Here is a 22328-nt window from a genome sequence, read left to right as displayed (position 1 = left end):
GGATGGGGGTCAACGCACGTTAAGGTGCGCGACTGTCCACCGTCCATCCCCTAATGGACAGTTTCGTGAATTTCTCAGCGCGGTGGATCGAGGCGGTGCACCAGCTCAGCGACATCGACGCTGTATTCGCACCAGTCCCGGTCGGGGCGGTAGCCCAGCTCAGCGTTGACCTTCAACATCGCCTCGTTGGCCTGCGCGTTCCAGGTCTGCACCTCGATCAGCTCCGGCTCGGCGGAGCGCAACTCCAGCAGCATCCGCGCCTTGATCGCCCGATCGATGCCGTAGCCCCGGTGATCCTGCGCGACGATCGTGTCGTACTGGTCGGCGCGGGTCGGGTGCTGCGCCGGCACCACCACCTCGGTCAGGCCGGCCACCTCGCCGCTCTGCTCGTGCCGGGCGAGCACGATGTACGGCTTCATGCCCCGCCGGTGCAGCGTGTCGAGGCTGTCCCGCAGTCGCTCCGGGTCGTAGGAGCTGGGGCGCAGCTCACCGTCGTCGACGTCGCGCACCTCGGCCTTGGCCCGCGCGTACGCCTCGATCAGGTCGTCCGGCGGCCCGCCCGGGAAGAACTCCAACTGGTAGCCCGCCCCGACGCCGGTGGCCATCTCGGCCAGCTCGGCCCAGTCCACCGCCGTCAGGTCGAGCACGCTGCGCGTCTCCACGTACTCCCGGGTGAAGCCGAGCGACTCGTAGAAGCCGACCGCCGGCGTGTCGCCGACAACCTCGACCCCGATCGACTGGAAACCCTCCTGGTAGACCCGGCGCGCGGCACGCAGCACCAGGTCACGGCCGAGGCCGGTGCGCCGCGCGGACGGGTGCACCAGCACCTCGAGCACGCCGATGTCACCCAGAAGGAGTACGTGCACCTGGCCGATCACGGCGCCCGTGTCGCCCGGATCCGTCGGCTCGGCCTGGGCGATCCAGGAGATCCGCCGCTCGCCGGGCATCACCTCGGCGAGGTACTCCCGCAGCGAAGCCTCCCGCCAGGGCGGATCCTGCGGCAGGTCGGCCGCCAGGACCGCGTTCAGCGTGGCCAACAGCGACGCGATCTCGGCGGACGACGCGGTCCTGGGGTCCCACTCGCGCACCATCACCCGTCTAGCTTGCCGCTAACAGAGGCCCGGGGGAAGTGTCCAGTTCTCCAACGTATCGAGACGATCACTTCACGAGCGACTGGCCCGTCCGTACCGGTTTGCGGTGTCGTAGACGTCCTGGGCGTACCGCCGTACGTCGTTGTAGGAGAGGATCGCGTTCCACCAGTCGCCCGCGATGCTCAGGTTCCGGCCGCCCTTGCAGAGGTAGTTCCCCGCTGCCAGGGCGGCGTCGTCCAGGTCGTGTGGGTCCTTGACGCCGTCGTTGTCCGCGTCCGCGCCGATCTCCTGCCAGGTGGTCGGGATGAACTGCATCGGCCCGATGGCGCGGTCGAGGGTCGAGTTCCCGTCGAGCGCCCCACGGTCGGTGTCGATGATCCTCATCCGGCCGTCCTTGCCGTCCAGCGGCAGCCCGAAGATGTTGGGTACCGCCTTGCCGTCCTGCCTCAACTGCGCCCCGTTGGTCGAGCCGTGATCCGATTCGACCTTTCCGATCGCGGCCAGCGTGGTCCAGCTCAGCGCACAGCTGCGGTTGGTCTGGGCGAGCACCAGCTCGGCGTAGCCGTACGCCTGCATGGCTACCGCCGGGACATCCACCTTGGCACCGACCTGCTGCGCCCAGCCGGCCAGGGCATCCGACGGTCGGCCACCGATCACCGACCCGGGCGGCAGCCCGTTGCCGGGCAACCCGCCGGAGGGCAGCGGAAGGGTCGGCAGCGGCCCGGTCGGCAGCGGCCCGGTGGGCAGCGGCCCGGTCGGCAGGCCGGACGGCATCCCAGGCGCTGCCACCCCGCTCGGCGCGGCCGAGGCGTCGACGGCGACCGGGCGCGGTGCACGGATCGTGGCCGGTACGAGCAGCGCTCCCGCCGCGCCGGTCGCCGCCACCAGTGCCAGCAGGAAGACACCGGGCAGGGTCAGCCGACCACTCGGCCGGCGCGCCCAGGCGCGGGTCGCCTGGGTCGCTGCGGCTGCTGCCCGACGGGGCGGCATCCGTACCGCGTGCGCGAACTGCACCCGCCGTCGGCGGGCCGGGTCGGACGCCGGCACGGCCGGGATCTCATCCACAGTGGTCTTCGCCGGACCTGCGGCGTCGGTCTTCGCGTCGTCGGCGGGCGCGTCTGCGCTCGACGCGCCGGCCGCCTTCGACGAGGTCGGGCCACTGGCGCTGCCGTCCGCCTCCGCGGCGTCGGTCTTCGCGGTCTCGGCCTTCGCGGTCTCGGTTTCGGCCTTACCTGTCTCGGCGTTGGCTGCCGTGGCCAGGGGGGCGGCTGCGGGGCTTGTGGCCGGGACAGATTCGGCCGGAACCTCCGTGCCGGTGGCGAGCGAGTCCGGTTCGGACCCGGCGGAGTCGGCTGCGGAGGACTTCGCCGCTGGCGGAACCGGCGCGGCGGCTGGTGGCGTGGTGGTCGCCGGCGTGCTCGGCGCGCCGGCGGAACGCCCGCTCAGCCAGGGGCGGCGAGGGCGGGGCACCTTGTGCGCCTGGTCGGGCGCGGCCCCGGAGCCTTCGAGCGGCCCGTCCAGCGGCGCGGCCGGTCGTAACGGTTGCACACGCGTGTCGTCCTCGCCGTCCACCACCTGTCGAGTATCACCCATGCTCCGCGAACCGTCAGATCCACGTACCCTGGGTGGCATGCCCCGGTACGAGTTCCGCTGCCGCGCCTGCGGCGACACCTTCGAGGTCAACCGTTCGATGGCGGCAGCCGGTGAGCCGGCCAGCTGCCCTCAGGGACACGCCGACACAGTCAAGCTTCTTTCCGCGGTCGCGGTCACCGGTCGCAGTGGTGGTGCCCCGGCACCCGCCGCTGGTGGTGGTGGCTGCTGCGGCGGCGCCTGCGGCTGCTGATCGGGCCAATTCGCCGCCGCCTGGTGGGCCAGCCTTGCCGGGAGCGGGTCCGAGTGGCACGTTGAGGCGGCACTTGCCCGGCCGTTCTCACGATGTGTGATCGTTCGGACTCAGGCAGCATGAACCCGACGTCACGGGCGGAGGTTCCTCGCATGTCGCCACGGATCCAGCTCCCGAGCGGTTGGGTGACCTTCGTATTCACTGATATCGAGGGCTCCACACGGCTGGCTCAGCTGCTCGGCCCGGACTACCGCCCGGTGCTCGCCGAGCATCGACGGCTGCTACGCCGCACGCTCGCCAGCACCGGTGGCGCGGAGCTGCTGACCGAGGGCGACTCGTTCTTCCTGGCCTTCGAGGAAGCTTCCGCGGCGATGACCGCGTGCCTGACCGCTCAGCGGGCACTGTCCAGCCACGACTGGCCCACCCCCGAGGCCGCGCCCCGGGTGCGGATGGGCCTGCACACCGGCTATGCCGAGCCACGCGACGGCGAGTACGCCAGCGCCGAGGTGCACCGGGCCGCCCGGGTGGCGGCCGCCGCGCACGGCGGGCAGGTGCTCTGCACGGCGTCCACCGCCCGTCGGGCCGAGCCGATGCCGCCGGGCGCGACCCTGCTCGACCTGGGGCTGCACCGGCTACGCGGCTTTGACGACCGTGAACGGCTGTTCCAACTGGTCGCACCGGGTCTGGAGCGACAGTTCCCCCGGCCCCGCACCGCTGACGCGGTGGCGCACAACCTGCCCACCCAGGTCACCTCGTTCGTCGGCCGGCAGGCCGAGCGCATCGAGCTGAGCCTGCTGGTGCGTCAGAACCGCCTGGTCACCGTGCTGGGCGCCGGCGGCGCGGGCAAGACCCGGCTCGCGGTGGAGTTGGCCAGCGGAGTTGTCGAGGCGTACCCGGACGGGGTCTGGTTCGTCGACATCGCCTCGGTGACCGACCCGGGGTTGGTGGCGTTCGCCATCGCCGCCGTGCTCGGCCTGCGTCCCGAGCCCGGTCGGCCGATGCTGGACACCCTCGTCGAGTACGCGGCCGGCCGTCGGATGCTGGTCGTACTGGACACCTGTGACACCCAACCGGCCGCCTGCGCCGAGGTGATCGCGCGGCTGCTGTCCGGTGGAAGCGGCGTACGGGTGCTGGCCACCAGCCGCGAGTCGTTCAGCCTGCCCGGCGAGGTGGTGTGGCGGATTCCGCCGCTCTCGGTCGACCCGCGCCCGGACGGCGCGGAGAGCGACGCGGTGGCGCTGCTGCTGGACCGTACGGCGGCGGCCCGTGGTGGTCGACAGCCCGACCCGGCCGAGTCCGCCGACCTGCGTCGGGTCGTGCAGCGGTTGGACGGCCTCCCGCTCGCCATCGAGCTGGCCGCCGCCCGGCTGCGGGTGCTCTCGGTCGGTCAGCTCGCCGAGCGCCTGGACGACGTCCTCGGCACCCTGGACGCCGGCCGGGAGGACCCGGATCCGCCGCCGGTGGAGCGGGGCTGGTCCGGCAACCAGCAGGACACCGTGGACCTGGTCGCCGCGGCGGCCGGGGCATCGCCACCCTCGCCGGCCAGCCGAGCGGTGCAGCGCTCGGCCACCGAACGGCATCTGACCATGCAGGCCACCGTCACCTGGTCCTACCGGACGCTGGGCCCCCGGGCCGCCCGCCTGCTGCGGTGGCTGGCGGTCTTCGCCGGCCCGGTGGATCTGGCGACGGTGGAGTGGCTGCTGGGTGACGACCCGCTGGACCCGCTGTCGGTCCTGGTAGACAAGTCGATGGTGTTGGCCGAGCCGCGTGCCTCCGGCAGCACCTACCGGATGCTCGACCCCATCCGGGCGTACGCGGCGCGACGGCTGGCCGAGGCGGGCGAGGAGCAGGCCGCCCGGGACCGGCACGTGGCCTGGTCGGCGCACGCGTTGGGCCGGGCCCACCTGGGCCAGGACGGCCGTCCGGTGACGCTGTCGCTGTATGCCCTCGATCCACTGGCCGGGGAGCTGCGCGCCGCGCTGCGGTGGTGCGCCACCGGCGGCAGCGCCCGTGCGGGTCTCGGCCTGGCGGGCGGGCTGGACCAGTGGTGGCTGGAACGGGGCCTGGCCCGCGAGGGGCGGCTGTGGCTGTTCCGGCTGTACGGACGGATCGCGGAGACGGGGGAGCGGATCCCGGAGGCGGAGCTGGCGGCGGCGTACCACATGCATTCGCTGCATGCCAGCGCGGACGGTGAGTTCGCCGAGGAACTGCGCTACTCCCAGCGGGCGGAGGCAGCGGCCCGGCAGGCCGGCGACGCCGGGTTGCTGGCTCGGGTGCTCGCCGGCCGGGCCGCGCCGCTCGTCGACATGGGGCAGTTCGCCGAGGCCGAACGGGTGTGCCGGGAGGTCATCGACTGGGCGCACGGGCAGGACGTGGTCGGCGAGGCTCTGTTCGCGGTCTTCAGCCTGGCCGAGCTGCTCTGGCGGCGGGGTGCCCTGGAGGAGGCCGCGGAGCTGCTGGGCGCGGTGCGTCCGGTGGAGGCGGCCCGACCCGTGGAGCGGGGCCGACGTTCGGTGGACATGCTGCTCGGCATGGTCGCGCTGGCCCGCGGCGACGTGATCGCCGCACACGAGCATCTGCTGGTGGCACTGCGCTCCCGGATGGGTCACGGCTACCACGGGCGGGCGTGCGACACCTTGAACGCGATAGCGGTGCGCTGCGCGATCGGCGGGGAGCGGTTGACCGCCGCCCGCCTGTTCGGGGCGGCACAGGCCACCCGGGCGAGCATGCGGGCCACCCCCGGCATCTTCGGGGGTTACTGGGCCGAGCAGCAGGGGGAGTTGCGCGCGGTGCTGGGCGACGCGGCCTTCGACGACGCGTACGGCGAGGGTGCGGAGCTGGGGCTCGACGAGGCCGCGGCGCTGGCACTCGACGTGGAACACCCGGACCTGGCGGCGGACTCGACCCGCTTCAGCACCGGCCTGTCCCAACCAACCCCCCGCCGTCCCGCCGACCCCGACCGCCACCCAGCCACCCGAACCGAACGCGCCTAACCCACCCCACCTCACCCCGGCCCCACCCTGCCTCGCCCCTGCCCTTCTCCCCCCAGGCCCCAGGGCCCCAGTCTCGCCCCCTCGCCCTCGCCCTCGCCCCGGCCCCGGCCCCGCGCCCCCGCCCTGCCCCGCCGATCTTGCACTTTCTGTCGTGAGATACCTGTGCCAAAGCGGCAAATCGACAACCGGAAGTGCAAGATCGGCGGGTGCGGGGTGCGGGGTGCGGGGTGCGGGGTGCGGGGTGCGGGGTGCGGGGTGCGGGGTGCGGGGTGCGGGGTGCGGGGTTAGTGGGTTGCGGCGTTGGCTTCGGCTTGGGCCTTCATTCGGGCGGCGCGGTCGATGTCGGCCTGCTGGACGGCCGCTACCGAACCGAAGATGCTGACTGCCTGGTAGTAGGTCCAGGCCAGGCTGTAGCAGGCCGGCCGGACGACCGAGTTGTACGTGGTGCAGACACGCTTCAGGTCCTCGTAGAAGGCGTTGTCGAGGCGGGACTTGTTCGCGGAGAACTGGCCGACCGCCTTGTAGTTGCGGTAGCCGAAGTCGTGCCGGTAGCAGCCCAGGTTGAAGGTGAAGCCGAGCGGGTTGTCCGGGCTGGACGAGCAGTAGTCGGTGGACCAGTTGAAGTTGTAGTCGGCCCAGGGTGCCCGGTTGACCCGGGCGCTGTTCCACGAGTTGTAGCTGGACGCGCTGGTCTGGGTCCAGCTGGACAGCACGGAGAGCTTCTGGGCGGGGGTGACGGCGGCGGCGGGTGAGGCGATGGCGAGGGTGGCGAGCAGCGCTGACGCGCCCGAGGCGAGCAGGGTGGCGAGACGTCGGGGCACGGGTTACCTCCGCGGGGGTGAGCGGGTGGGACGGAAGTTACCGGCGGGTTACCGGATGTCGATGAGTGTCGATCACCTGATCAACTAGGTGGTATGCGCATCGCCAACTATTGGTGACATACGTTGAAACAGACGAATGCCCCGGACGCGCGAGGCGTCCGGGGCATTCAGAGAGACGGTCAGCGCAGGACGAATGCCGGAGGGCTGGCGGGGCTCTCGTTGGCCGACCGATCCACAGCGGTCACCTGGTAGGTGTAGCGCCGACCCGGCTCGGCCGAGGTGTCCACCCAGGACTGGACGTTGCCGTGCGTGGCCCGGACGGTGTCGACCAGGTGCGCGGCGTCGGCCGTGGCGCACCGGCCGGGCACTGTGGTGCCGTCGAACCGGTAGATCGCGTACGAGGTGGCGGTGCCGAGCGGGCCGACGCCGTCGGCGGGCTGCCGCCAGGTGAGCTGGACCCCGTCGGCCTGCCGCGTCGCCTTGTTGATCACCGGGAAGAGCAGCGGCCGCGCCGGCAGGTGCGGCATGGCCGGCACCAGCGCCGGTCGGGAGTAGTGCTCACCCGCGTAGATGTCGGTGGCGCCGAGCCGGTTGGCCCGCACCTGCACCGCGGAGAAGTGCACGTTGCCCTGCACCTCCGGGTACGACCGGTTGAGCGTCAGGTGGTCGGACAGCTCACGCGGGTTCTGCCAGTACGGCCCGTACGCCGGGTCTCCGCTCTTGTAGTCGGCCTGGCCGATGTAGAGCTGCACGCGGGTGCCGCGCACCGTCTCGGCCCACCACGGCACGAGGCGCGCGTAGTCGGCGGCCGGGTACTGGCCGATGTACCAGTAGAGCTGCGGCACCACGTAGTCGATCCACTCCTGCTTGATCCATTTACGGGTGTCGGCGGAGATGATGTCGTACGACTGGCTGCCGGTGGTGTCCGAACCGAGCGGGTCGGCGGTCTTGTTGCGCCAGATGCCGAACGGGCTGACGCCGAACTTCACCCACGGCTTCGCCGCCTTGATCTTGCCGTTCATCTCCTGGACCAGCAGGTTGATGTTGTCCCGCCGCCAGTCGGCCCGGTCGGTGAAGCCCCGGTTGTGGGCTGCGAAGGTCGCGTCGTCCGGCACCTGGTACGTGCCGCTGGGGTAGGGGTAGAAGTAGTCGTCGAAGTGGACGCCGTCGATGTCGTACCGCTTGACGGCGTCCATCATGGCGGTCTGGACGAACTCGCGTACCTCGGGGATTCCGGGGTTGTAGTAGAGCCGGCTGCCGGCGACGCCGGCCGGTGGGTAGGCGAAGGTCCAGTCGGGGTGCTGCTGGGCCGGGTGGCCGGGGGCGAGCTGGGCGAGGTCCGCGCCGGCACCACCGGGGGCTGGCATGGAGACGCGGTACGGGTTGAACCAGGCGTGGAACTCCAGGTTCCGCTTGTGCGACTCGTCGACCAGGAAGGCCAGTGGGTCCCAGCCCGGGTCCTGGCCGCGTACCCCGGTCAGGTACTCCGACCAGGGTTCGTACGGCGAGGGCCAGAGCGCGTCGGCGGTGGGCCGGACCTGCACCACGACGGCGTTGTGGTGCAGCCGCCCGGCCAGGTCGAGCAGCTCGCGGTACTCGGTCTGCTGCGCGGCGATCCGGTCGGGGCTGGTCTGGGACGCCTTGCTGGGCCAGTCGATGTTGACAACCGACGAGATCCACATGGCCCGGAACTGCCGTTTCGGGGTGGCCGGGTCGGTGGCGCAGGTGGTGGTGGTGTCGGCCGCGCTGGGCGCGGCGCTCGCGGGGGTGGCGGTGACGAACGTACCGAGCAGGGCTGTGACCAGCCCGGCGACTCCGAGTCGGGTGGCTTTCATGCGGTGTGTCCCTTCGTTGGGGCTCCCGGATGCTTCGCGCGGTGCGCGGCAAGATTCGCCGTCGATGTCCGCGTTGCTGGTAGGAAATTTTCACAATCTGGCCGACGCCGCAAGAGTTCGTGGTTGACCAATCGCTCCGCTGGGTAGCAACGCCGGTCACCGGCCGCCACGGGGTGGTCGCACGGTGGGAGGGGTGACCGGGTGTCCGTGCTGCGCACAAAACCAATCAAGGACGTGATAGCCCAGGGTGAGGCGGACGGCAGCGACGGCCAGTTGGGGCTGAAGCGACGGCTCGGCGCGATCGACCTCACCGGCTTCGGCATCGGCATCGTGATCGGCACCGGCATCTTCACGCTCACCGGGATCGAGGCCCGGGACAGCGCCGGGCCGGGCGTGGTGATCTCCTTCGCCATCGCCGGCGTGGTGGCCCTGCTCGCCGCCCTCTGCTACGCCGAGCTGGCCTCCAGCGTGCCGACCGCCGGCAGCGCCTACACCTACGCGTACGCCACGATGGGCGAGATCGTCGCCTGGATAATCGGCTGGGACCTGCTGCTGGAGTTCGCGCTCGGCGCCGCGGTGGTGGCCCGAGGCTGGTCCGGCTACCTCGCCGAACTGCTCGACCTGCCGACCCGTTGGTTCGGCGAGGAGGGCAGCACCGTCAACGTGGGCGCCATCGCCATCGTGCTGATCCTCGGCGTCGTGGCGATCGTCGGCATCCGGGAATCCGCCCGGATCACCAACCTGCTGGTGCTGGTCAAGGTGGCCATCTGCGTCTTCGTGGTGGTGGCCGGGCTGTTCTTCGTCAAGGCCGCCAACCTCACCCCGTTCATCCCGCCGGCCGAGCCCGCCGGGAGCGGCGACGACGGCATCAAGCAGCCGGTCACCCAGGCGCTCTTCGGGCTTGAGCCGTCGGTCTTCGGCTTCGTCGGGGTGCTCAGCGCCGCCGCCGTGGTCTTCTTCGCGTACACCGGCTTCGAGGCCGTGGCCAACCTGGGCGAGGAGACGCGCAAGCCCAAGCGGGACCTCACCCTGGGCCTGCTCGGCACGCTGCTGATCTCCACTGTGCTCTACATCGGCGTCTCGCTGGTGGTGGTCGGTATGGTGCCGTACACCGAGATCGACCGGGGCGCCCCGATCGCGTCGGCCTTCGAGTCGGTCGGCGCGGGCTGGGCGGCAGTGCTGGTCTCCATCGCCGCGGTCGCGGGCCTGACCAGCGTCATCCTGGTCGACCTGGTGGCGATGGGCCGGATCGGCTTCGCCATCGCCCGGGACGGCTTGATCCCGCCCTCGATCGCGAAGGTGCACCCGCGCTGGGGCACCCCGTACCGGATCTCGGCGATCATGACGGTGGCGGTCGCGCTGCTGGCCGGCTTCCTGCCGCTGTCCGCGCTGGCCGACCTGGTCAGCATCGGCGCGCTCTGCGCGTTCGTCCTCGTCTCGGTGGCGGTGCCGATCCTGCGCCGCAAGCGGCCGGACCTGGAGCGGCCGTTCCGGGTGCCGTTCTCACCGGTGCTGCCGATCGTCTCGGCGCTGGCCTGCTTCTACCTGATGCTCAACCTGTCCGTGGAGACCTGGCTGCGGTTCCTGGCCTGGATGCTGCTCGGCGCGCTGATCTACTTCGGCTATGGCTACCGCCGCAACCGGCTGGCCCAGCACGAGCCCGCCGTCGCTCCGGCTCCCCGTGAGCCGACCGCCTGACCCGAAGGTGCGGAAGGGCCCCGTCGACGGGGCCCTTCCGCGCGACCCGCGCAGCTATGGTGCGCTGGGTCACCTCGGGGAGGTTGCGGCGTGCGGCACAGACTCAAGGACGTGGCGGAACGGGCCGGCGTCTCCGTCAAGACGGTCTCGAACGTCGTGAACGGCCATGTGCACGTGCGACCCGACACTCGCGCCCGGGTCGAGGAGGCGATCGTCGCACTCAACTACCGGCCGAACCTCTCCGCCCGTCACCTCCGCAAGGGACGCACCGGCGTGATCGCGCTGGCGGTTCCGGAACTCGACATCCCGTACTTCGCTGAGCTGGCCCGTCACGTGGTCAGCGCCGCCGCCGAGCACGGCTGGACGGTGCTCATCGACCAGACCGGCGGGCGGCGTGACCAGGAACGGGTGCTCGCCTCCGGTATCACCGACCACCTGATCGACGGGCTCATCCTCAGTCCGTCGGCGCTCACCGCGGCGGACCTGGCCGGTCTGGACGGCACCCCGATGGTGCTGCTCGGCGAGCGGATCGAACACTGCTCGGCGGATCGCGTGGTGATCGACAACGTGGCGGCGGCCCGGGAGATCACGAGCCACCTGATCCAGTTGGGTCGCCGCCGGATCGCGGCCGTCGGCACGCAGCGCACCGACGGGGGTGCCAGCGCCCGGCTGCGCCTGGCCGGCTACGGCGACGCGCTGCGCGCCGCCGGCCTCGACCATGACCAGTCCCTGGTGGCGTCCGCGCCGGCCTGGCACCGCGCGGACGGCGCGGCCGCGATGCGGGGCCTACTCACCTCCGGTGTACGCCCCGACGCCGTCTTCTGCTTCAACGACACGCTGGCCCTCGGTGCCCTGCGGGCGTTGCACGAGGCCGGCCTGCGGGTCCCCGAGGACGTGGCGGTGGCCGGCTTCGACGACATCGAGGACGGCCGGTTCGCCACCCCGACCCTGAGCACCGTCGCCCCGGCGAAGGAGCAGGTCGCCCGCCTGGCCGTCCAACTGCTCGCCAACCGCCTGGACGGTGACCCCACCGGCCCCGCCCAGGAACTCCGCGCCACCCACCGCCTGGAACTCCGCGAGTCCACCCGGATCCGCTAGTCGAAGAAGCGGGCCAGGTGGGACTGGGGTGCCGGGTCGGCGTCCGGGGGGAGGGGCGTCAGGTCGGCGAAGATCGAGGCGCCGTCGCAGCCCGCGTGCAGTGGGTACCAGCGCGGCGTGCCCGGTGGCCGCAGCTGGCAGATCCCCTTGAACGTCTGCACGTCCATCAGCCGGACGTGAGTCGGGTCCGCTACCGCGTTCACATGCCCCCACCAGGGGCTCATGACGTGCAGCACCCCACCCGGGCGGAGCACCCGGTGACACTCGTCGACCAACGGCAGGAAGTCGATCAGGTGCTCCAGGATGTGCACCGCGAAGAGGACGTCCACCGAGTTGTCGGCGAGCGGCAGCGAGCCGGACAGGTCCGCCACCGCATCCACGCCGGGCGCCGGGTAGATGTCCAGCCCCAGGTTGCTCGACCACTGCTTGGTCGGCCCACAACCGAGGTCCACCACCACCGGCGCCCGCCCGCCGATGCCGACCCGGCACCAGACGCCGTAGACACCGGCCAGCCGTCCGACCAGCTCCCGCACCAGCCGTAGCTGGGCGGGATCGGCCACATCACCGCTCAGATGCGCCACCCCCCGGTCGAACCGCACCTCGACCGCCAGGTCCCGCAACCGATCATCATGCTGGACCTGATCCGCCCATGCCTGGGCGAGGAAATCATCGATCGCCCGCAGCCGGTCGGCCGAGGGCGGAGTCTGTGCCAAAGCGACCATTCGGGCCACCTCCCGCCGCGCGATACCCGCAATCTCGCCCGTTATGCCCCACTCGTCCACCTCGCCGCCCGCTGAGGCGAGGTCCGCCCACGCGCGTGTCGCGGGTCGCGGGCCGAGTCGCAGTCATCGTGATGTCACACAGTCATCACGATGACTCCAGGACATCACGGTCAACGCCGGAACCGGCTTCGCGCCGGCACGGGTCTCGCGCGGGCACGGGTCTCGCGCGGGCACGGGTCTCGCGCGGGCACCGGCTTCGCGCCGGCCGCCTCGGCCCGGAGCGGTCGGGTCAGCCGGAGATGGTGCGCCGGCCGCCGCGCATCCGCTGGCGGGGTGGCGGGTCGGCGGGCTTCGGCCGCTTCAGGTGGTATCGGTGCAGTTCGTGGTTGCCGGGCAGGGACGGGTCCTCGCTCATCGCGACCAACTCCCAGCCCTGGTCGCCGGCCCGGTTCAGGTGGGCCAGCGAGGTGTCGCCGTACGGCGTCACGTCGACCATCGAGCCGTCCGGGCCGTACCAGACGAAGACGACCTCCCAGCCGAGGTCGGTGGTCGCGGCCTGGCGGCGGCGGACCAGCAGGGCGTACTCCCACTTGAGCATGGCGTCATTCTCACCCCGCGCCGGCCCGCGGGCACGGATCAATCCTCGGCGATCCGCCCGGCGTCGACCCACAGTCGCCGGTTGGTCTCGATGGCCGCCAGCATCCGCCGGTCGTGAGTGACCAGCAGCAGCGTTCCGGGGTAGCTGGCCAGCGCCGATTCGAGCTGCTCGATGGCGGGCAGGTCCAGGTGGTTGGTGGGCTCGTCCAGCACCAGCAGGTTGACCCCACGGCCCTGGAGCAGGGCCAGCGCGGCCCGGGTGCGCTCACCGGGGGAGAGGGTGGCCGCCGGTCGGGGCACGTGCGCCGCCCGCAGGCCGAACTTGGCGAGCAGGGTCCGCGCGTCCGCGGGCGACAGGTGGGGTACGGCCGCCTCGAACGCGTCGATCAGCGGCATGTCGCCGAGGAACAGCCCGCGGGCCTGGTCCACCTCGCCGATCACCACGCCGGGCCCGAGCGAGGCGGTGCCCTCGTCCAGCGGCAGCCGGCCCAGCAGCGCGGCCAGCAGGGTGGACTTGCCCGAGCCGTTCGCCCCGGTCACCGCGACCCGGTCCGCCCAGTCGATCTGGAGGTCGACCGGGCCGAGGGTGAAGCCACCACGGCGTACCACGGCTCCGCGCAGCGTGGCCACGACGGCGCCGGCGCGGGGCGCGGCGGCGATCTCCATCCGCAGCTCCCACTCCTTGCGGGGCTCCTCGACCACGTCGAGCCGTTCGATCAGCCGATCGGTCTGCTTGGCCTTGGCGGCCTGCTTCTCGCTCGACTCGGCTCGCAACTTGCGGCCGATCTTGTCGTTGTCGGTGGCCTTGCGGCGGGCGTTCTTGACGCCCTTCTCCATCCAGCCACGCTGGGTCCGGGCCCGAGCCTCCAACCCAGCCTTGGTCTCCGCGTACTCCTCGAAGTCCGCGCGGGCGTGCCGACGGGCCACCTCGCGCTCCTCCAGGTAGGCCGCGTAGCCGCCGCCGTAGTGGTTGACCTGCTGCTGCGGCAGGTCCAGCTCCAACACCCGGGTCACCGTGCGGGTGAGGAACTCCCGGTCGTGGCTGACCAGCACCGTGCCGGCGCGCAGCCCGGTGACGAACTCCTCCAGCCGCTCCAGCCCGGCCAGGTCCAGGTCGTTGGTCGGCTCGTCGAGCAGGAACACGTCGTACCGGCTGAGCAGCAGCGACGCCAGCCCGGCCCGGGCCGCCTGACCGCCGGAGAGCCCGGTCGTCGGGTGGTCCAGGTCGACCGCGAGCCCCAGGTCGACGCTCACCTGCTCGGCGCGCTCGTCCAGGTCCGCGCCGCCGAGGGCGAGCCAGCGCTCCAGGGCGTCGCCGTACGCGTCGTCGGCACCCGCCGCCCCGGCGGTCAGCGCCTCGGTCGCCGCGTCCAACGCCGCCTGCGCGGCGGTCACCCCGGTCCTGCGGGCCAGGAAGTCCCGTACCGTCTCGCCCGGCCGCCGTTCCGGCTCCTGCGGCAGGTGTCCCACGCTCGCGGTGGGCGGGCTGAGTCGCACGCTGCCGGCCTCGACCGGCAACAACCCGGCGAGGGTACGCAGCAGCGTCGACTTGCCGGCCCCGTTCGGCCCGACCAGCCCGACCACGTCGCCGGGGGCGACCACCAGGTCCAATCCGGCGAAGAGCGGGCGGTCGCCGTGCCCGGCGGCCAGGTCCTTGACGATCATCGTGGCGCTCATCAGGACGGCAGCCTATCCGGCCGCCTGCATATCACCGCTCCCCAGCGGGCAGACTCAACGACGTGGTGACCACACTGGCGATCGACTGCGGCGGCGGGGGCATCAAGGCGTCCGTGCTCGACGAGGCGGGAACGATGCGGGCCCGGCCGTTGCGGGTGCCCACCCCGTACCCGTTGCCGCCCGCGCTGTTTGTCCGGACCCTGCTGGATCTCGGCGGGCGCCTGCCAACGGCGGACCGGCTCACGGTCGGCGTACCCGGGATGATCCGACACGGAGTGGTCGTGAGCACGCCGCACTATGTGACCCGCAGCGGCCCCCGCAGTCGGGTCGACCCGGACCTGCTCGCCGAGTGGTCCGGCTGGGACGCGCGCGGCGCGCTGGCCGACGCGTTCGGCGTGCCGGCGCTGGTGCTCAACGACGCCGAGGTGCACGGTGCCGGAGTGGTCGCCGGCACCGGCTGCGAGCTGGTGCTGACCCTGGGGACGGGGCTGGGCAGCGCGCTCTTCGACGGCGGGGTGCTCGCACCGCACCTGGAGCTGTCGCACGCGCCCGTGCGCTGGGGCACCACCTACGACACGTACGTCGGCGAGCCGGAACGGCGGCGGCTCGGCGACGCCTTCTGGTCCCGTCGGATCCGGCAGGTGGTGGACGGGCTCCGCCCCGTGTTCCGCTGGGACCGGCTCTACCTGGGTGGGGGCAACTCCCGACTGATCCGGCCCGAGCAACTGGCCCGGATGGGCGACGACGTGGTGGTCGTGCCGAACACCGCCGGAATCGTCGGCGGTGTCCGCGCCTGGGAACTTTCCGCCGGACGACGCAACGCCCGCACCTGACCGTTCGACGCCTCTTCGGCGGCCATCGGCGGCCGGAAGTGACCCGATCTCGACCCCGGGAACAGTCGCCAAACGTCCGGTGTTGTGCCAGCGTCGGAACAGGTGACGGTGCGACCCGAGGAGGTGGCAGATGGATCTTCTGGCGGACTACCGGCGGGCGACCATGTTCTTCGAGACCGGTGACCCCAGCGGTGCAGCCCGACTGCTGGAGCCGATCATCGACGCCGAACCCGGCAACGCTGCGGTCCGGCAACTGCTGGCTCGGGCGTACTTCCAGTCGGCCCAGCTCAACCGGGCCGAGGAGCATCTGCGTGAGCTGGTCGAACGGGACCCGAGCGACCACTACGCGCACCACGTGCTCGGTCGGACGCTGGAGCGGCTGAACCGGCACACCGACGCGCTGCGGCACCTGCGGATCGCCGCAGCGATGTACGCGGCCAACGACGACTACCGGACCGCACTGGAGCGGGTGGAGACCCGAGTGGGCGGCCGGCGCTGAGCGTGCGAGTCGACGTGGCAGGGGCGGCCCTTCGGGGCCGCCCCTTCGTCGTCGGGCGACCTGGTGGACGTGCCTAGGATGGCGGACATGGGACCTGACCGGCCGGGGGCTGCGGCATGAAGCTCAAGCTGGACCTGCACGAGATCTTCAACAAGGGCCAGGACATCGACCGGGCGTTGCGCGGGATCATGGACGAGGCGGTGGCGAAGAAGGCCACCCTCGTCGAGATCATCCCCGGCAAGGGGTCCGGCCAGCTCAAGAAGCGGGTGCTGCGGTTCCTCGACCAGAAGGACGTCAAGCAGCTCTACCACCGGGTGGAAAAGGACTCGAAGAACTTCGGCCGCCTCTTCGTCCACTTCCGCTGGAAGTAGTGACGGGACCGCCGTCCTCGCCAGCGGTCGGATACTGGGCTGGTGACGGAGCAGCAGGTTACCGAGCCGACGCGGTGGACGATTCACGGTGAGCGGGTGGTGGATGGCAGCCGGCGGGCGCGGTTGAGCATCGCCGACGTGGAGCTGCCGGACGGGGTCCGTTTCGAGCAGTACGTGATCCGGGCGCCCCGGTCAGCCATGGTTGCGGTGCTTGACGAGCAGGAGCGCCTGCTGCTGATGCGGCGGCACCGGTTCGTGTTCGACAGGTGGGTGTGGGAGTTGCCCGGGGGTTATGTCGACGACGGTGAGCAGCCGGCGAGCTGTGCGGTCCGGGAGGTCGAGGAGGAGACCGGGTGGCGTCCGGGTGCGGTGGAGCCGATGCTGTCGTTCCAGCCGTGGGTGGCGACCGCGGACGCGGAGAATCTGTTGTTCCTTGCGCGCGAGGCGACACATATCGGGTCGCCGGTGGACGTCAACGAGGCCGAGCGGGTGGCCTGGATGCCGTTGACGGAAGCGCGGGACCTCGTGTCCCGGGGTGAAATCGTGGGATCCGGCACGGTGATCGCGGTCTTGGAGCTGGTCGTGCGCAAAGCCCGGGGTGAGCTGTAGTCAGCGGCGTTGACCGAGGGTCACGCAGGCATGGGACGGCGCTTTGAGTTCTTAGTTGAGCTGTTCTCGGGCGTTGTGTGTCGTGCCTTCGGAGAAGGCGTCCTGACTCAACGAATCCCTCGGGCCTATCGGGGGAGCGGGTTGGCGACGTACACGCCCTTGCCCTGCCTCCCGTCGATCAAGCCCTCGGCTTTGAGTATGAGCATTGAGGCGCGGATCACGGTGTTGCTGACGTCGTAGTGCTCGCAGAGGGCGGCGAAGGAGGGCAGCTTTTCGCCCGGCTTCAACGTGCCGGAGCTGATCTGCTCGCGGATGTCTCGGGCGACCTGTAGGTACGCGGCTTCAGACATAGGTGGTGCTCCCAGCTTGGCGGCTGGTGCAAGAAAACCACATCTTCGGCTCGACTTACAACGCTATGTGTCGCAGCTGTTGACCCTGCGTACATTGCGTCCTAAGTTAGCTCTTGGGGCTACCCAGCTTGGCGGCCGGGTCGTCCTGCCGTGGGTGCCCTGTCTCCGGACATGGCTGGCCGGGTGCCCACGGACCTCAGGCGTCGGCGGGAGGCACTGTGACCAGACCGAACGATGCTGCCTCAACCGCAGGTTTCGCCCGTGCGGCTGGGGGTCTCGGTGATCGGCAGCGACGGGCGGAGAACAACCAGCAGCGCGTGCCCTACGACGAATACGTCATCGCAGCGGCGCTCACCCTGGCGCGCCGCCACCGACCAATCTGGTCCTGGCGGCACTGGCGCCGCATCTGTCGCTGCGGTGCCGACCTGCCGTGCAGAAGCCGTCACCGGATCCCGATCAGTCGCCGCCACTGGCCGAGCCAGGACGGAACGCAATGACGAGTCACCTCGCGATCACCCCGACCTGGATCTGTGCCGGCTGTGGTGCTGACTGGCCCTGCCGCACCCGCCGTCGAGAGTTGCAAGCGGAGTACCACAGAGCGCCGGTGTCGCTCGCCCTCTACCTGGCCGCCCAGTTGGTTGACGCCGCCCAGGACCTGGCCCACGTTCCGGCCGGCCATCTGCACTATCGCTTCCTGGGTTGGACCCGATGAGCATCCTTCGTGCAGGTGACGAGAAGTTTCACTACAGCGACGGCTCCCATAAGTGGATCCCGCCGGACCCCGACTACGACCAGGACGTCTGGGACGAGCAGATTCGCCAGCACAAACACGGCCACCTGCGGAACGAGCGTCCGAAGGTCCGCATCCAGCGGCTGATCTGAGGTGAGCGGCGGCGGTCAGAGGCTGGCGACGAGGAGCGTAAGCATTGCCAGGCTGAGCAGCAGCGGCGCGGGCCAGGTCAACTCTCTGGGCGCTGTGCCCAGAAGAGGGCGTGCCCGCTGCCGCCCTCGGGGACGAAATCCTCGGCGACGATTGCCAGCCCCGCCTGCCGCAGCCATGAGCGGTAACTGGAGACATCGGCTTGGCTCCACCACATGGTGGCGTTGCCATCGAGCCAGTTGTCCTCGGTGCCTGTCCAGGCGCTGTTGCCGACGGTGGTGAGCAGCCAGCCACCGGGGCGTAACCAGGTGGCGATGCTCTTGATGAGCTGTGGTTGATCGGCCAGAGGCATGTGGATGAAGGCGTACAGGCAGACCACGGCATCGAACGAGGCCGGCGGCAGGTCGAGCCGGGTGGCGTCGGTGCGGAGAAAGGTGCCGTTGGGCACCAGGCGGCGCGCCCGCTCGACCTGCACGTCGCTGATGTTCACACCGGTAACGCGGTGTCCAGCGTTGGCGAGGAAGCGGGCGACCGGCACCCCACCGCCGCACCCGAGGTCGAGGACCGCTGCTGAGGCAGGTAGGCGCTGGTGTAAGCCGGCGAGCCAGGGGGCGTACTGGCCGTCGTCAGCGTCGTCCGATCGATAGTGGTAGGAGAGCAAGTCGTACCCCCGTCGTACCACGTCACGCTCGTCGTTCCTGCTCATCCCGAGAACGCTACGAGGCTCGGTGCCGCTTGCCGCTTCCAGGCCCACCGCTGTGCCGTGACGGGCGTCGACGGGATTGACCCGTAGGGTGTTCTGATGTCGGCGGTTAACCTGCGGCGGTCGGCGCGTGCGGTCGTCGTCGACGAGGACGACCTTGTTCTGCTGCTCCGACTCGCCATCCCCGATCCGGCTGGCACGATCGCCGTGTGGATCACCCCCGGGGTGGCGTCGAGGACGGCGAGACGCCACTGGCCGCCCTGCGACGAGAGTTGCGCGAAGAGGTCGGTCTTGCTCTCGATCTCGACCCGCCTCAGATCTGGCGCCAGGAGATAGTGGCCGCCGGCTTCGCACCCGGCCACGATGGCATCGTGAACGACTACTTCCTGGTTCGGACCGCGTCGTTCACGCCGCGCGGTGCGATGAGCGATGAGGAACTCGCGGGCCGAGCACGTCATCGGCTGGGGTTGGTGGTCGCTGTCAGAGATCAGGGAGTACGTCGGCCCGGAGCTGTTCTCGCCCCGCGACCTCGCCAGGCCGTTGACCGAATTGATCAATGACGGAGTGCCGGCGCAGCCCATCGCGCTCGGCCTCTGAACCCCGGACCAGCTGTAGCGCCAGTCAGCGTTAGCGACCCCTCAGCTTAGGTAGACTGGTCCGAAGTAAGATTCAATCTAGCTTCGGGAGGGGCGATGTTCGTCGGTCGGCGCTTGGAACTCGACCTGCTCGCGAAGCAGCTTGATCATGTGAAACGCACCGGCGAGGGTCGCTCGGTCGCCTTACGCGGTCGCCGGCAGGTGGGCAAGTCGCGGCTGGTGCAGGAGTTGTGCGACCGGGTCGATCTGCCGTATTGCTTCTACACCGCGGTCAAGGGCGCGTCGAGCATCGAAGCGGTCAGCTACTTTCTCGGGGCCTTGCGCGACTCGTCGCTGCTTACCGCTGGCGGCCGTGATCTTCTGCCGTCTCAGCCGCCGGCCGGTGGCTGGGGAGACATGCTGCGGCTGTTGGCGGGTGTCCTGCCCGATACGCCGAGTGTGGTCGTCCTCGACGAACTGCCCTGGATCTCCGAGCAGGACACGACCTTCGACGGGCACCTTCAGGTTGCCTGGGATCGGCTCATCTCCAGCAAACCAGTGCTCCTGTTGCTGCTCGGCAGTGACCTGCACATGATGCAGCGGTTCACCGAGTACGACCGGCCGTTCTACGGCAGGGCCACGAACTTGGTCCTCGGCCCGTTCAATCTTGCCGAAACCGCCGCCGTGACCGGGTTGAGCGGCGCGGACGCTATCGATGCACACCTGATCACCGGTGGTTTGCCGGGTGTCGCCCTGGAATGGTCCCCGGGCACACCTCCCGCCGAGTTCCTGAGTCAGGAGATTTCCAACAAGACGTCGGCGTTGTTCACCGTCCCCGAACAGTCCCTCGCGTCGGAGTTCCCCGCCCCCGACACTGCCCGGCGCATCCTGGAAGCGGTGGGCGGGGCAGGTAGCCGCACATTCAGCAACATCGCCGCTGCCGCCGGCGACCGCGGCGGCCCGGTCAGCTCCGGCACCCTTTCCCCTCTGCTTCACCGGCTTGTCGAGGAAAAACAAGTCCTCGCTGTCGACAAGCCGCTGTCCACCAAGCCCAGCAAACTGGCCCAGTACCGAATCGCCGACAGCAACCTGCGTCTGTACCTGGCCATTCTGCGCGACGTGCATCAACTGGTTCTGCGCGACCGAACAGCGGCTGCCCGCGCCGTCCTCGACAGTCGGTGGTCCAGTTGGCGGGGTAACGCCGTCGAGCCGATCATCCGCGATGCGCTCGCCATCGCCGCCGGTGCCGGCGGTTTGCCCTGGACCGACACGTGGGAAGTCGGTGGTTGGTGGAACCGGCAATCCAACCCGGAGATCGATCTTGTCGGCGCCGACAGCGCTCCGATCGCCTCCCGCATCGCGTTCGCCGGCTCCATCAAGTGGCAGGACGGCCCGTTCGACAGGCACCACCTCGACGAACTGCGCCGTCACGCCCCGCTGATCCCGGGTTTTCAGCCCGGGGTCAGCGGACTGGTCGTGGTCAGCCGCTCCGGAGTCACCCTCCCGGCTGGGGCCGTGGACCTTGCCTGGGGGCCTGACGACGTCGTCCGGGCATGGTCCGCCTGACGCCGTCGACCGATGCGCTGGGAGCCCGGGGTTGAGCGGTGGATCGGGCGGGCGGCGCAGTGCTCCTCGCGCGGCTGTTTGCCCGCTCGGGCGGTCGAAGGGTGCGCACCATCGTGTCCGCGTCCTCGAAGGACTCGACAGTGCGGAACCCCTCGGCGGCGTACAGCCTTGCGGCGAAGTTCGCTCGCTCCACGCTGAGTGACACCGTGCTGATGCCACGTGCTCGGGCGGCGTCGAGAACGGCCCGTAGTAGCGCCCGCCCCACACCTCGACCTCTCCAGTTCTCCACCACGCCGATGGTCAACTCGGGCACGTCGTCACTCACGTACCCGTAGCCAGGGTCGGCGGCGGTCAGGTAGCGGAACCAGGCCGCGCCGACCGGCCGACCAGCCGTATCCACCGCCAGCAGGCCGAAGTCGGTCGGCTGCATCCAGCCGGCGACGTAGTGCGCCAGTGCCGGATTCGCCAGGATCTGCTCGCGCGACCAGTTGCGCTCGGGCAGCCAGTTAACGGCCTCCACGAGCATGTCGAGAAGGAAGTCGAAATCAGCCGGGGTAGCTGCGCGGACGTCGAGATCAGTCACTCCCGGAGCCTCACACACAAGATCGGTACGGCCAATGCCATTCCATTTGCGGACCTGCTTGACGAGCATGTCGGTAAGTCGTAGCTTACGTTCGTGGTGACTTACGGAGCGCATTCGGGCTGGGAGGCACTCGGCGATCCAAACCGGCTCGCCATCGTCCAGCGCCTGGCCGAGCGGCCCTGTGCCGTCGGGGAGTTGGCGGACGAGCTGCCGATCAGCCGGCCAGCCGTGTCACAGCACCTCAAGGTGCTCAAGAGTGCCGGCCTCGTCATCGACCAGGCGATGGGAACCCGCCGGGTCTACCGGTTGAGTCCGGTGGGGTTGAGCGCGCTGCGGGACCAGCTCGACACCTTCTGGCGGCGAGCGCTCAACGGATATCAGGACGTCGTCGAAGAGGCGGAGGAGAGTTCATGACGCAAGCGGCTACAGCGGTGGTGCGCCGCCAGATCGTCGTCAACGCACCGGTCGAGCGGGCCTTCACCGTGTTCGCCGAGCGGTTCGGCGACTTCAAGCCACCCGAGCACACCCTGCTCGACGTCCCGGTCACCGCTACCGTGTTCGAGCCCAGGGTCGGCGGGCACATCTACGACGTGGGGGCCGACGGCAGCGAGTGCCGGTGGGCGCGCATCCTCGCGTACGAGCCGCCGACCCGGATCGTCTTCAGCTGGGACATCGGACCGACCTGGCAGATCGAGACGAACCTGGCCCTCACCAGCGAGGTGGAGGTCCGATTCGTAGCCGAGACGCCGTCCCGGACCCGGGTCGAGCTTGAGCACCGGAACATTGACCGACACGGCTCCGGCTGGGAGTCGATTCGGGACGGGGTCGACACCGACACCGGGTGGCCGCTGTACCTCAGTCGTTACGAGTCCTTTTTCGGCGGCGACAGCTAGACGAGTAAGTCCTAACGACCCCGGGGTGTGGGCATAGACGAAGGGTGTTGAAGATCTGTTTGTGACGACAGACCTCAACACCCTTCTGACC

23 protein-coding genes are annotated in these 22328 nt (G+C 70.4%); 13 read left to right on the top strand and 10 right to left on the bottom strand.

All coding sequences use genetic code 11. The annotated features are described in order from the left end of the window. Positions 1-74 precede the first annotated feature (74 nt). Both ACIBEF_RS19970 and ACIBEF_RS19965 read right to left on the bottom strand, forming a co-directional pair. Positions 75-1091, bottom strand: coding sequence for a GNAT family N-acetyltransferase (locus ACIBEF_RS19970; RefSeq protein ID WP_396794788.1), 1017 nt, complete (start codon positions 1089-1091; stop codon positions 75-77). Between the two features lie 72 nt (positions 1092-1163). Beyond that, a complete protein-coding gene (locus ACIBEF_RS19965) occupies positions 1164-2666 on the bottom strand; it encodes a lytic transglycosylase domain-containing protein (RefSeq protein WP_396794787.1) in 1503 nt (500 codons plus the stop codon). A 55-nt stretch (positions 2667-2721) separates the two neighbouring features. Here ACIBEF_RS19965 and ACIBEF_RS19960 point away from each other — a divergent pair, with 55 nt between their 5' ends. Together ACIBEF_RS19960 and ACIBEF_RS19955 are read left to right on the top strand one after the other, a co-directional pair. Then, positions 2722-2934 carry a zinc ribbon domain-containing protein gene (locus ACIBEF_RS19960; RefSeq protein WP_112674337.1) on the top strand — a complete coding sequence of 71 codons (213 nt, stop codon included), beginning with the start codon at positions 2722-2724 and terminating at the stop codon, positions 2932-2934. Positions 2935-3086: 152 nt separating this feature from the next. Further along, on the top strand, positions 3087-5927 hold the full coding sequence (locus ACIBEF_RS19955) for an ATP-binding protein (protein ID WP_396794720.1): 2841 nt from the start codon (positions 3087-3089) through the stop codon (positions 5925-5927). A gap of 284 nt (positions 5928-6211) precedes the next feature. Here ACIBEF_RS19955 and ACIBEF_RS19950 read toward each other — a convergent pair whose 3' ends face one another. Together ACIBEF_RS19950 and ACIBEF_RS19945 are read right to left on the bottom strand one after the other, a co-directional pair. Then, positions 6212-6748, bottom strand: a complete 537-nt coding sequence (locus ACIBEF_RS19950) for a phospholipase (RefSeq protein ID WP_357196448.1) — start codon at positions 6746-6748, stop codon at positions 6212-6214. Positions 6749-6927: 179 nt separating this feature from the next. Then, a complete protein-coding gene (locus tag ACIBEF_RS19945; RefSeq protein WP_396794719.1) occupies positions 6928-8583 on the bottom strand; it encodes a glycoside hydrolase family 10 protein in 1656 nt (551 codons plus the stop codon). A gap of 201 nt (positions 8584-8784) precedes the next feature. Here ACIBEF_RS19945 and ACIBEF_RS19940 point away from each other — a divergent pair, with 201 nt between their 5' ends. Further along, the gene (locus ACIBEF_RS19940; protein WP_396794717.1) at positions 8785-10281 is read left to right on the top strand and encodes an amino acid permease; all 1497 of its coding nucleotides are present in this window, start codon (positions 8785-8787) and stop codon (positions 10279-10281) included. Positions 10282-10371: 90 nt separating this feature from the next. Next, positions 10372-11379 carry a LacI family DNA-binding transcriptional regulator gene (locus ACIBEF_RS19935; protein WP_396794716.1) on the top strand — a complete coding sequence of 336 codons (1008 nt, stop codon included), beginning with the start codon at positions 10372-10374 and terminating at the stop codon, positions 11377-11379. On the opposite strand, the gene ACIBEF_RS19930 is transcribed toward ACIBEF_RS19935, so the two are convergent. The 3 genes from ACIBEF_RS19930 to ACIBEF_RS19920 all read right to left on the bottom strand — a co-directional run bounded on the left by ACIBEF_RS19930 (position 11376) and on the right by ACIBEF_RS19920 (position 14375). Then, entirely contained in the window at positions 11376-12101 is a 726-nt protein-coding gene (locus tag ACIBEF_RS19930) for a methyltransferase domain-containing protein (protein WP_396794715.1), read from the bottom strand. The genes ACIBEF_RS19935 and ACIBEF_RS19930 overlap by 4 nt on opposite strands. A 289-nt stretch (positions 12102-12390) precedes the next feature. Next, complete coding sequence (locus ACIBEF_RS19925; RefSeq protein ID WP_357196436.1) at positions 12391-12699, bottom strand: hypothetical protein; 309 nt, start codon at positions 12697-12699, stop codon at positions 12391-12393. 38 nt (positions 12700-12737) lie between these two features. Next, entirely contained in the window at positions 12738-14375 is a 1638-nt protein-coding gene (locus tag ACIBEF_RS19920) for an ABC-F family ATP-binding cassette domain-containing protein (RefSeq protein ID WP_396794714.1), read from the bottom strand. Positions 14376-14437: 62 nt separating this feature from the next. Here ACIBEF_RS19920 and ACIBEF_RS19915 point away from each other — a divergent pair, with 62 nt between their 5' ends. The 4 genes from ACIBEF_RS19915 to ACIBEF_RS19900 all read left to right on the top strand — a co-directional run bounded on the left by ACIBEF_RS19915 (position 14438) and on the right by ACIBEF_RS19900 (position 16687). Continuing rightward, positions 14438-15208: an ROK family protein gene (locus tag ACIBEF_RS19915; RefSeq protein ID WP_124860484.1), complete on the top strand. Its 771-nt coding sequence runs from the start codon at positions 14438-14440 to the stop codon at positions 15206-15208. Positions 15209-15338: 130 nt separating this feature from the next. Further along, entirely contained in the window at positions 15339-15707 is a 369-nt protein-coding gene (locus tag ACIBEF_RS19910) for a tetratricopeptide repeat protein (protein ID WP_355005736.1), read from the top strand. Between the two features lie 116 nt (positions 15708-15823). After that, a complete protein-coding gene (locus tag ACIBEF_RS19905) occupies positions 15824-16078 on the top strand; it encodes a Smr/MutS family protein (protein WP_007465523.1) in 255 nt (84 codons plus the stop codon). 42 nt (positions 16079-16120) lie between these two features. Then, the gene (locus ACIBEF_RS19900) at positions 16121-16687 is read left to right on the top strand and encodes an NUDIX hydrolase (RefSeq protein WP_396794713.1); all 567 of its coding nucleotides are present in this window, start codon (positions 16121-16123) and stop codon (positions 16685-16687) included. Between the two features lie 125 nt (positions 16688-16812). Here the strand turns inward: ACIBEF_RS19900 and ACIBEF_RS19895 are convergent, their stop codons facing one another. After that, positions 16813-17037 carry a winged helix-turn-helix domain-containing protein gene (locus tag ACIBEF_RS19895; RefSeq protein ID WP_396794712.1) on the bottom strand — a complete coding sequence of 75 codons (225 nt, stop codon included), beginning with the start codon at positions 17035-17037 and terminating at the stop codon, positions 16813-16815. Between the two features lie 708 nt (positions 17038-17745). Between ACIBEF_RS19895 and ACIBEF_RS19890 the strand changes: the two genes are divergently transcribed. Beyond that, positions 17746-17919, top strand: a complete 174-nt coding sequence (locus ACIBEF_RS19890) for a hypothetical protein (protein ID WP_357196421.1) — start codon at positions 17746-17748, stop codon at positions 17917-17919. Positions 17920-17996: 77 nt separating this feature from the next. Here the strand turns inward: ACIBEF_RS19890 and ACIBEF_RS19885 are convergent, their stop codons facing one another. Beyond that, positions 17997-18623, bottom strand: a complete 627-nt coding sequence (locus ACIBEF_RS19885) for a class I SAM-dependent methyltransferase (RefSeq protein WP_396794711.1) — start codon at positions 18621-18623, stop codon at positions 17997-17999. A gap of 426 nt (positions 18624-19049) precedes the next feature. On the opposite strand from ACIBEF_RS19885, the gene ACIBEF_RS19880 reads away from it, so the two are divergent. Further along, a complete protein-coding gene (locus ACIBEF_RS19880) occupies positions 19050-19217 on the top strand; it encodes a hypothetical protein (protein WP_396794794.1) in 168 nt (55 codons plus the stop codon). Between the two features lie 95 nt (positions 19218-19312). Next, the gene (locus ACIBEF_RS19875; protein ID WP_396794710.1) at positions 19313-20761 is read left to right on the top strand and encodes an ATP-binding protein; all 1449 of its coding nucleotides are present in this window, start codon (positions 19313-19315) and stop codon (positions 20759-20761) included. Here the strand turns inward: ACIBEF_RS19875 and ACIBEF_RS19870 are convergent. Then, positions 20691-21413 carry a GNAT family N-acetyltransferase gene (locus ACIBEF_RS19870; RefSeq protein WP_396794709.1) on the bottom strand — a complete coding sequence of 241 codons (723 nt, stop codon included), beginning with the start codon at positions 21411-21413 and terminating at the stop codon, positions 20691-20693. The two genes, ACIBEF_RS19875 and ACIBEF_RS19870, sit on opposite strands and share 71 nt — an antisense overlap. Before the next feature lie 24 nt (positions 21414-21437). On the opposite strand from ACIBEF_RS19870, the gene ACIBEF_RS19865 reads away from it, so the two are divergent. Next, positions 21438-21758, top strand: coding sequence for an ArsR/SmtB family transcription factor (locus tag ACIBEF_RS19865; RefSeq protein WP_396794708.1), 321 nt, complete (start codon positions 21438-21440; stop codon positions 21756-21758). After that, on the top strand, positions 21755-22237 hold the full coding sequence (locus ACIBEF_RS19860; protein WP_396794707.1) for an SRPBCC family protein: 483 nt from the start codon (positions 21755-21757) through the stop codon (positions 22235-22237). The genes ACIBEF_RS19865 and ACIBEF_RS19860 overlap by 4 nt, the downstream gene beginning before the upstream one ends. The last annotated feature ends 91 nt before the right edge of the window (positions 22238-22328 follow it).

Source organism: Micromonospora sp. NPDC050795 (assembly GCF_044456785.1).
Taxonomy (GTDB): Bacteria; Actinomycetota; Actinomycetes; order Mycobacteriales; family Micromonosporaceae; genus Micromonospora.
Note: the sequence above shows the minus strand (reverse complement) of the source record. Positions and strands in the feature narration are given on the sequence as shown.

Coding starts and splice junctions, on each gene's coding strand:
- ACIBEF_RS19970 (WP_396794788.1), bottom strand. CDS start 1,091: ATGGTGCGCGAGTGGGACCCCAGGACCGCGTCGTCCGCCGAGATCGCG.
- ACIBEF_RS19960 (WP_112674337.1), top strand. CDS start 2,722: ATGCCCCGGTACGAGTTCCGCTGCCGCGCCTGCGGCGACACCTTCGAG.
- ACIBEF_RS19955 (WP_396794720.1), top strand. CDS start 3,087: ATGTCGCCACGGATCCAGCTCCCGAGCGGTTGGGTGACCTTCGTATTC.
- ACIBEF_RS19945 (WP_396794719.1), bottom strand. CDS start 8,583: ATGAAAGCCACCCGACTCGGAGTCGCCGGGCTGGTCACAGCCCTGCTC.
- ACIBEF_RS19930 (WP_396794715.1), bottom strand. CDS start 12,101: ATGGTCGCTTTGGCACAGACTCCGCCCTCGGCCGACCGGCTGCGGGCG.
- ACIBEF_RS19925 (WP_357196436.1), bottom strand. CDS start 12,699: ATGCTCAAGTGGGAGTACGCCCTGCTGGTCCGCCGCCGCCAGGCCGCG.
- ACIBEF_RS19920 (WP_396794714.1), bottom strand. CDS start 14,375: ATGAGCGCCACGATGATCGTCAAGGACCTGGCCGCCGGGCACGGCGAC.
- ACIBEF_RS19910 (WP_355005736.1), top strand. CDS start 15,339: ATGGATCTTCTGGCGGACTACCGGCGGGCGACCATGTTCTTCGAGACC.
- ACIBEF_RS19905 (WP_007465523.1), top strand. CDS start 15,824: ATGAAGCTCAAGCTGGACCTGCACGAGATCTTCAACAAGGGCCAGGAC.
- ACIBEF_RS19895 (WP_396794712.1), bottom strand. CDS start 17,037: ATGTCTGAAGCCGCGTACCTACAGGTCGCCCGAGACATCCGCGAGCAG.
- ACIBEF_RS19890 (WP_357196421.1), top strand. CDS start 17,746: ATGAGCATCCTTCGTGCAGGTGACGAGAAGTTTCACTACAGCGACGGC.
- ACIBEF_RS19885 (WP_396794711.1), bottom strand. CDS start 18,623: ATGAGCAGGAACGACGAGCGTGACGTGGTACGACGGGGGTACGACTTG.
- ACIBEF_RS19880 (WP_396794794.1), top strand. CDS start 19,050: ATGAGGAACTCGCGGGCCGAGCACGTCATCGGCTGGGGTTGGTGGTCG.
- ACIBEF_RS19875 (WP_396794710.1), top strand. CDS start 19,313: ATGTTCGTCGGTCGGCGCTTGGAACTCGACCTGCTCGCGAAGCAGCTT.
- ACIBEF_RS19870 (WP_396794709.1), bottom strand. CDS start 21,413: ATGCTCGTCAAGCAGGTCCGCAAATGGAATGGCATTGGCCGTACCGAT.
- ACIBEF_RS19860 (WP_396794707.1), top strand. CDS start 21,755: ATGACGCAAGCGGCTACAGCGGTGGTGCGCCGCCAGATCGTCGTCAAC.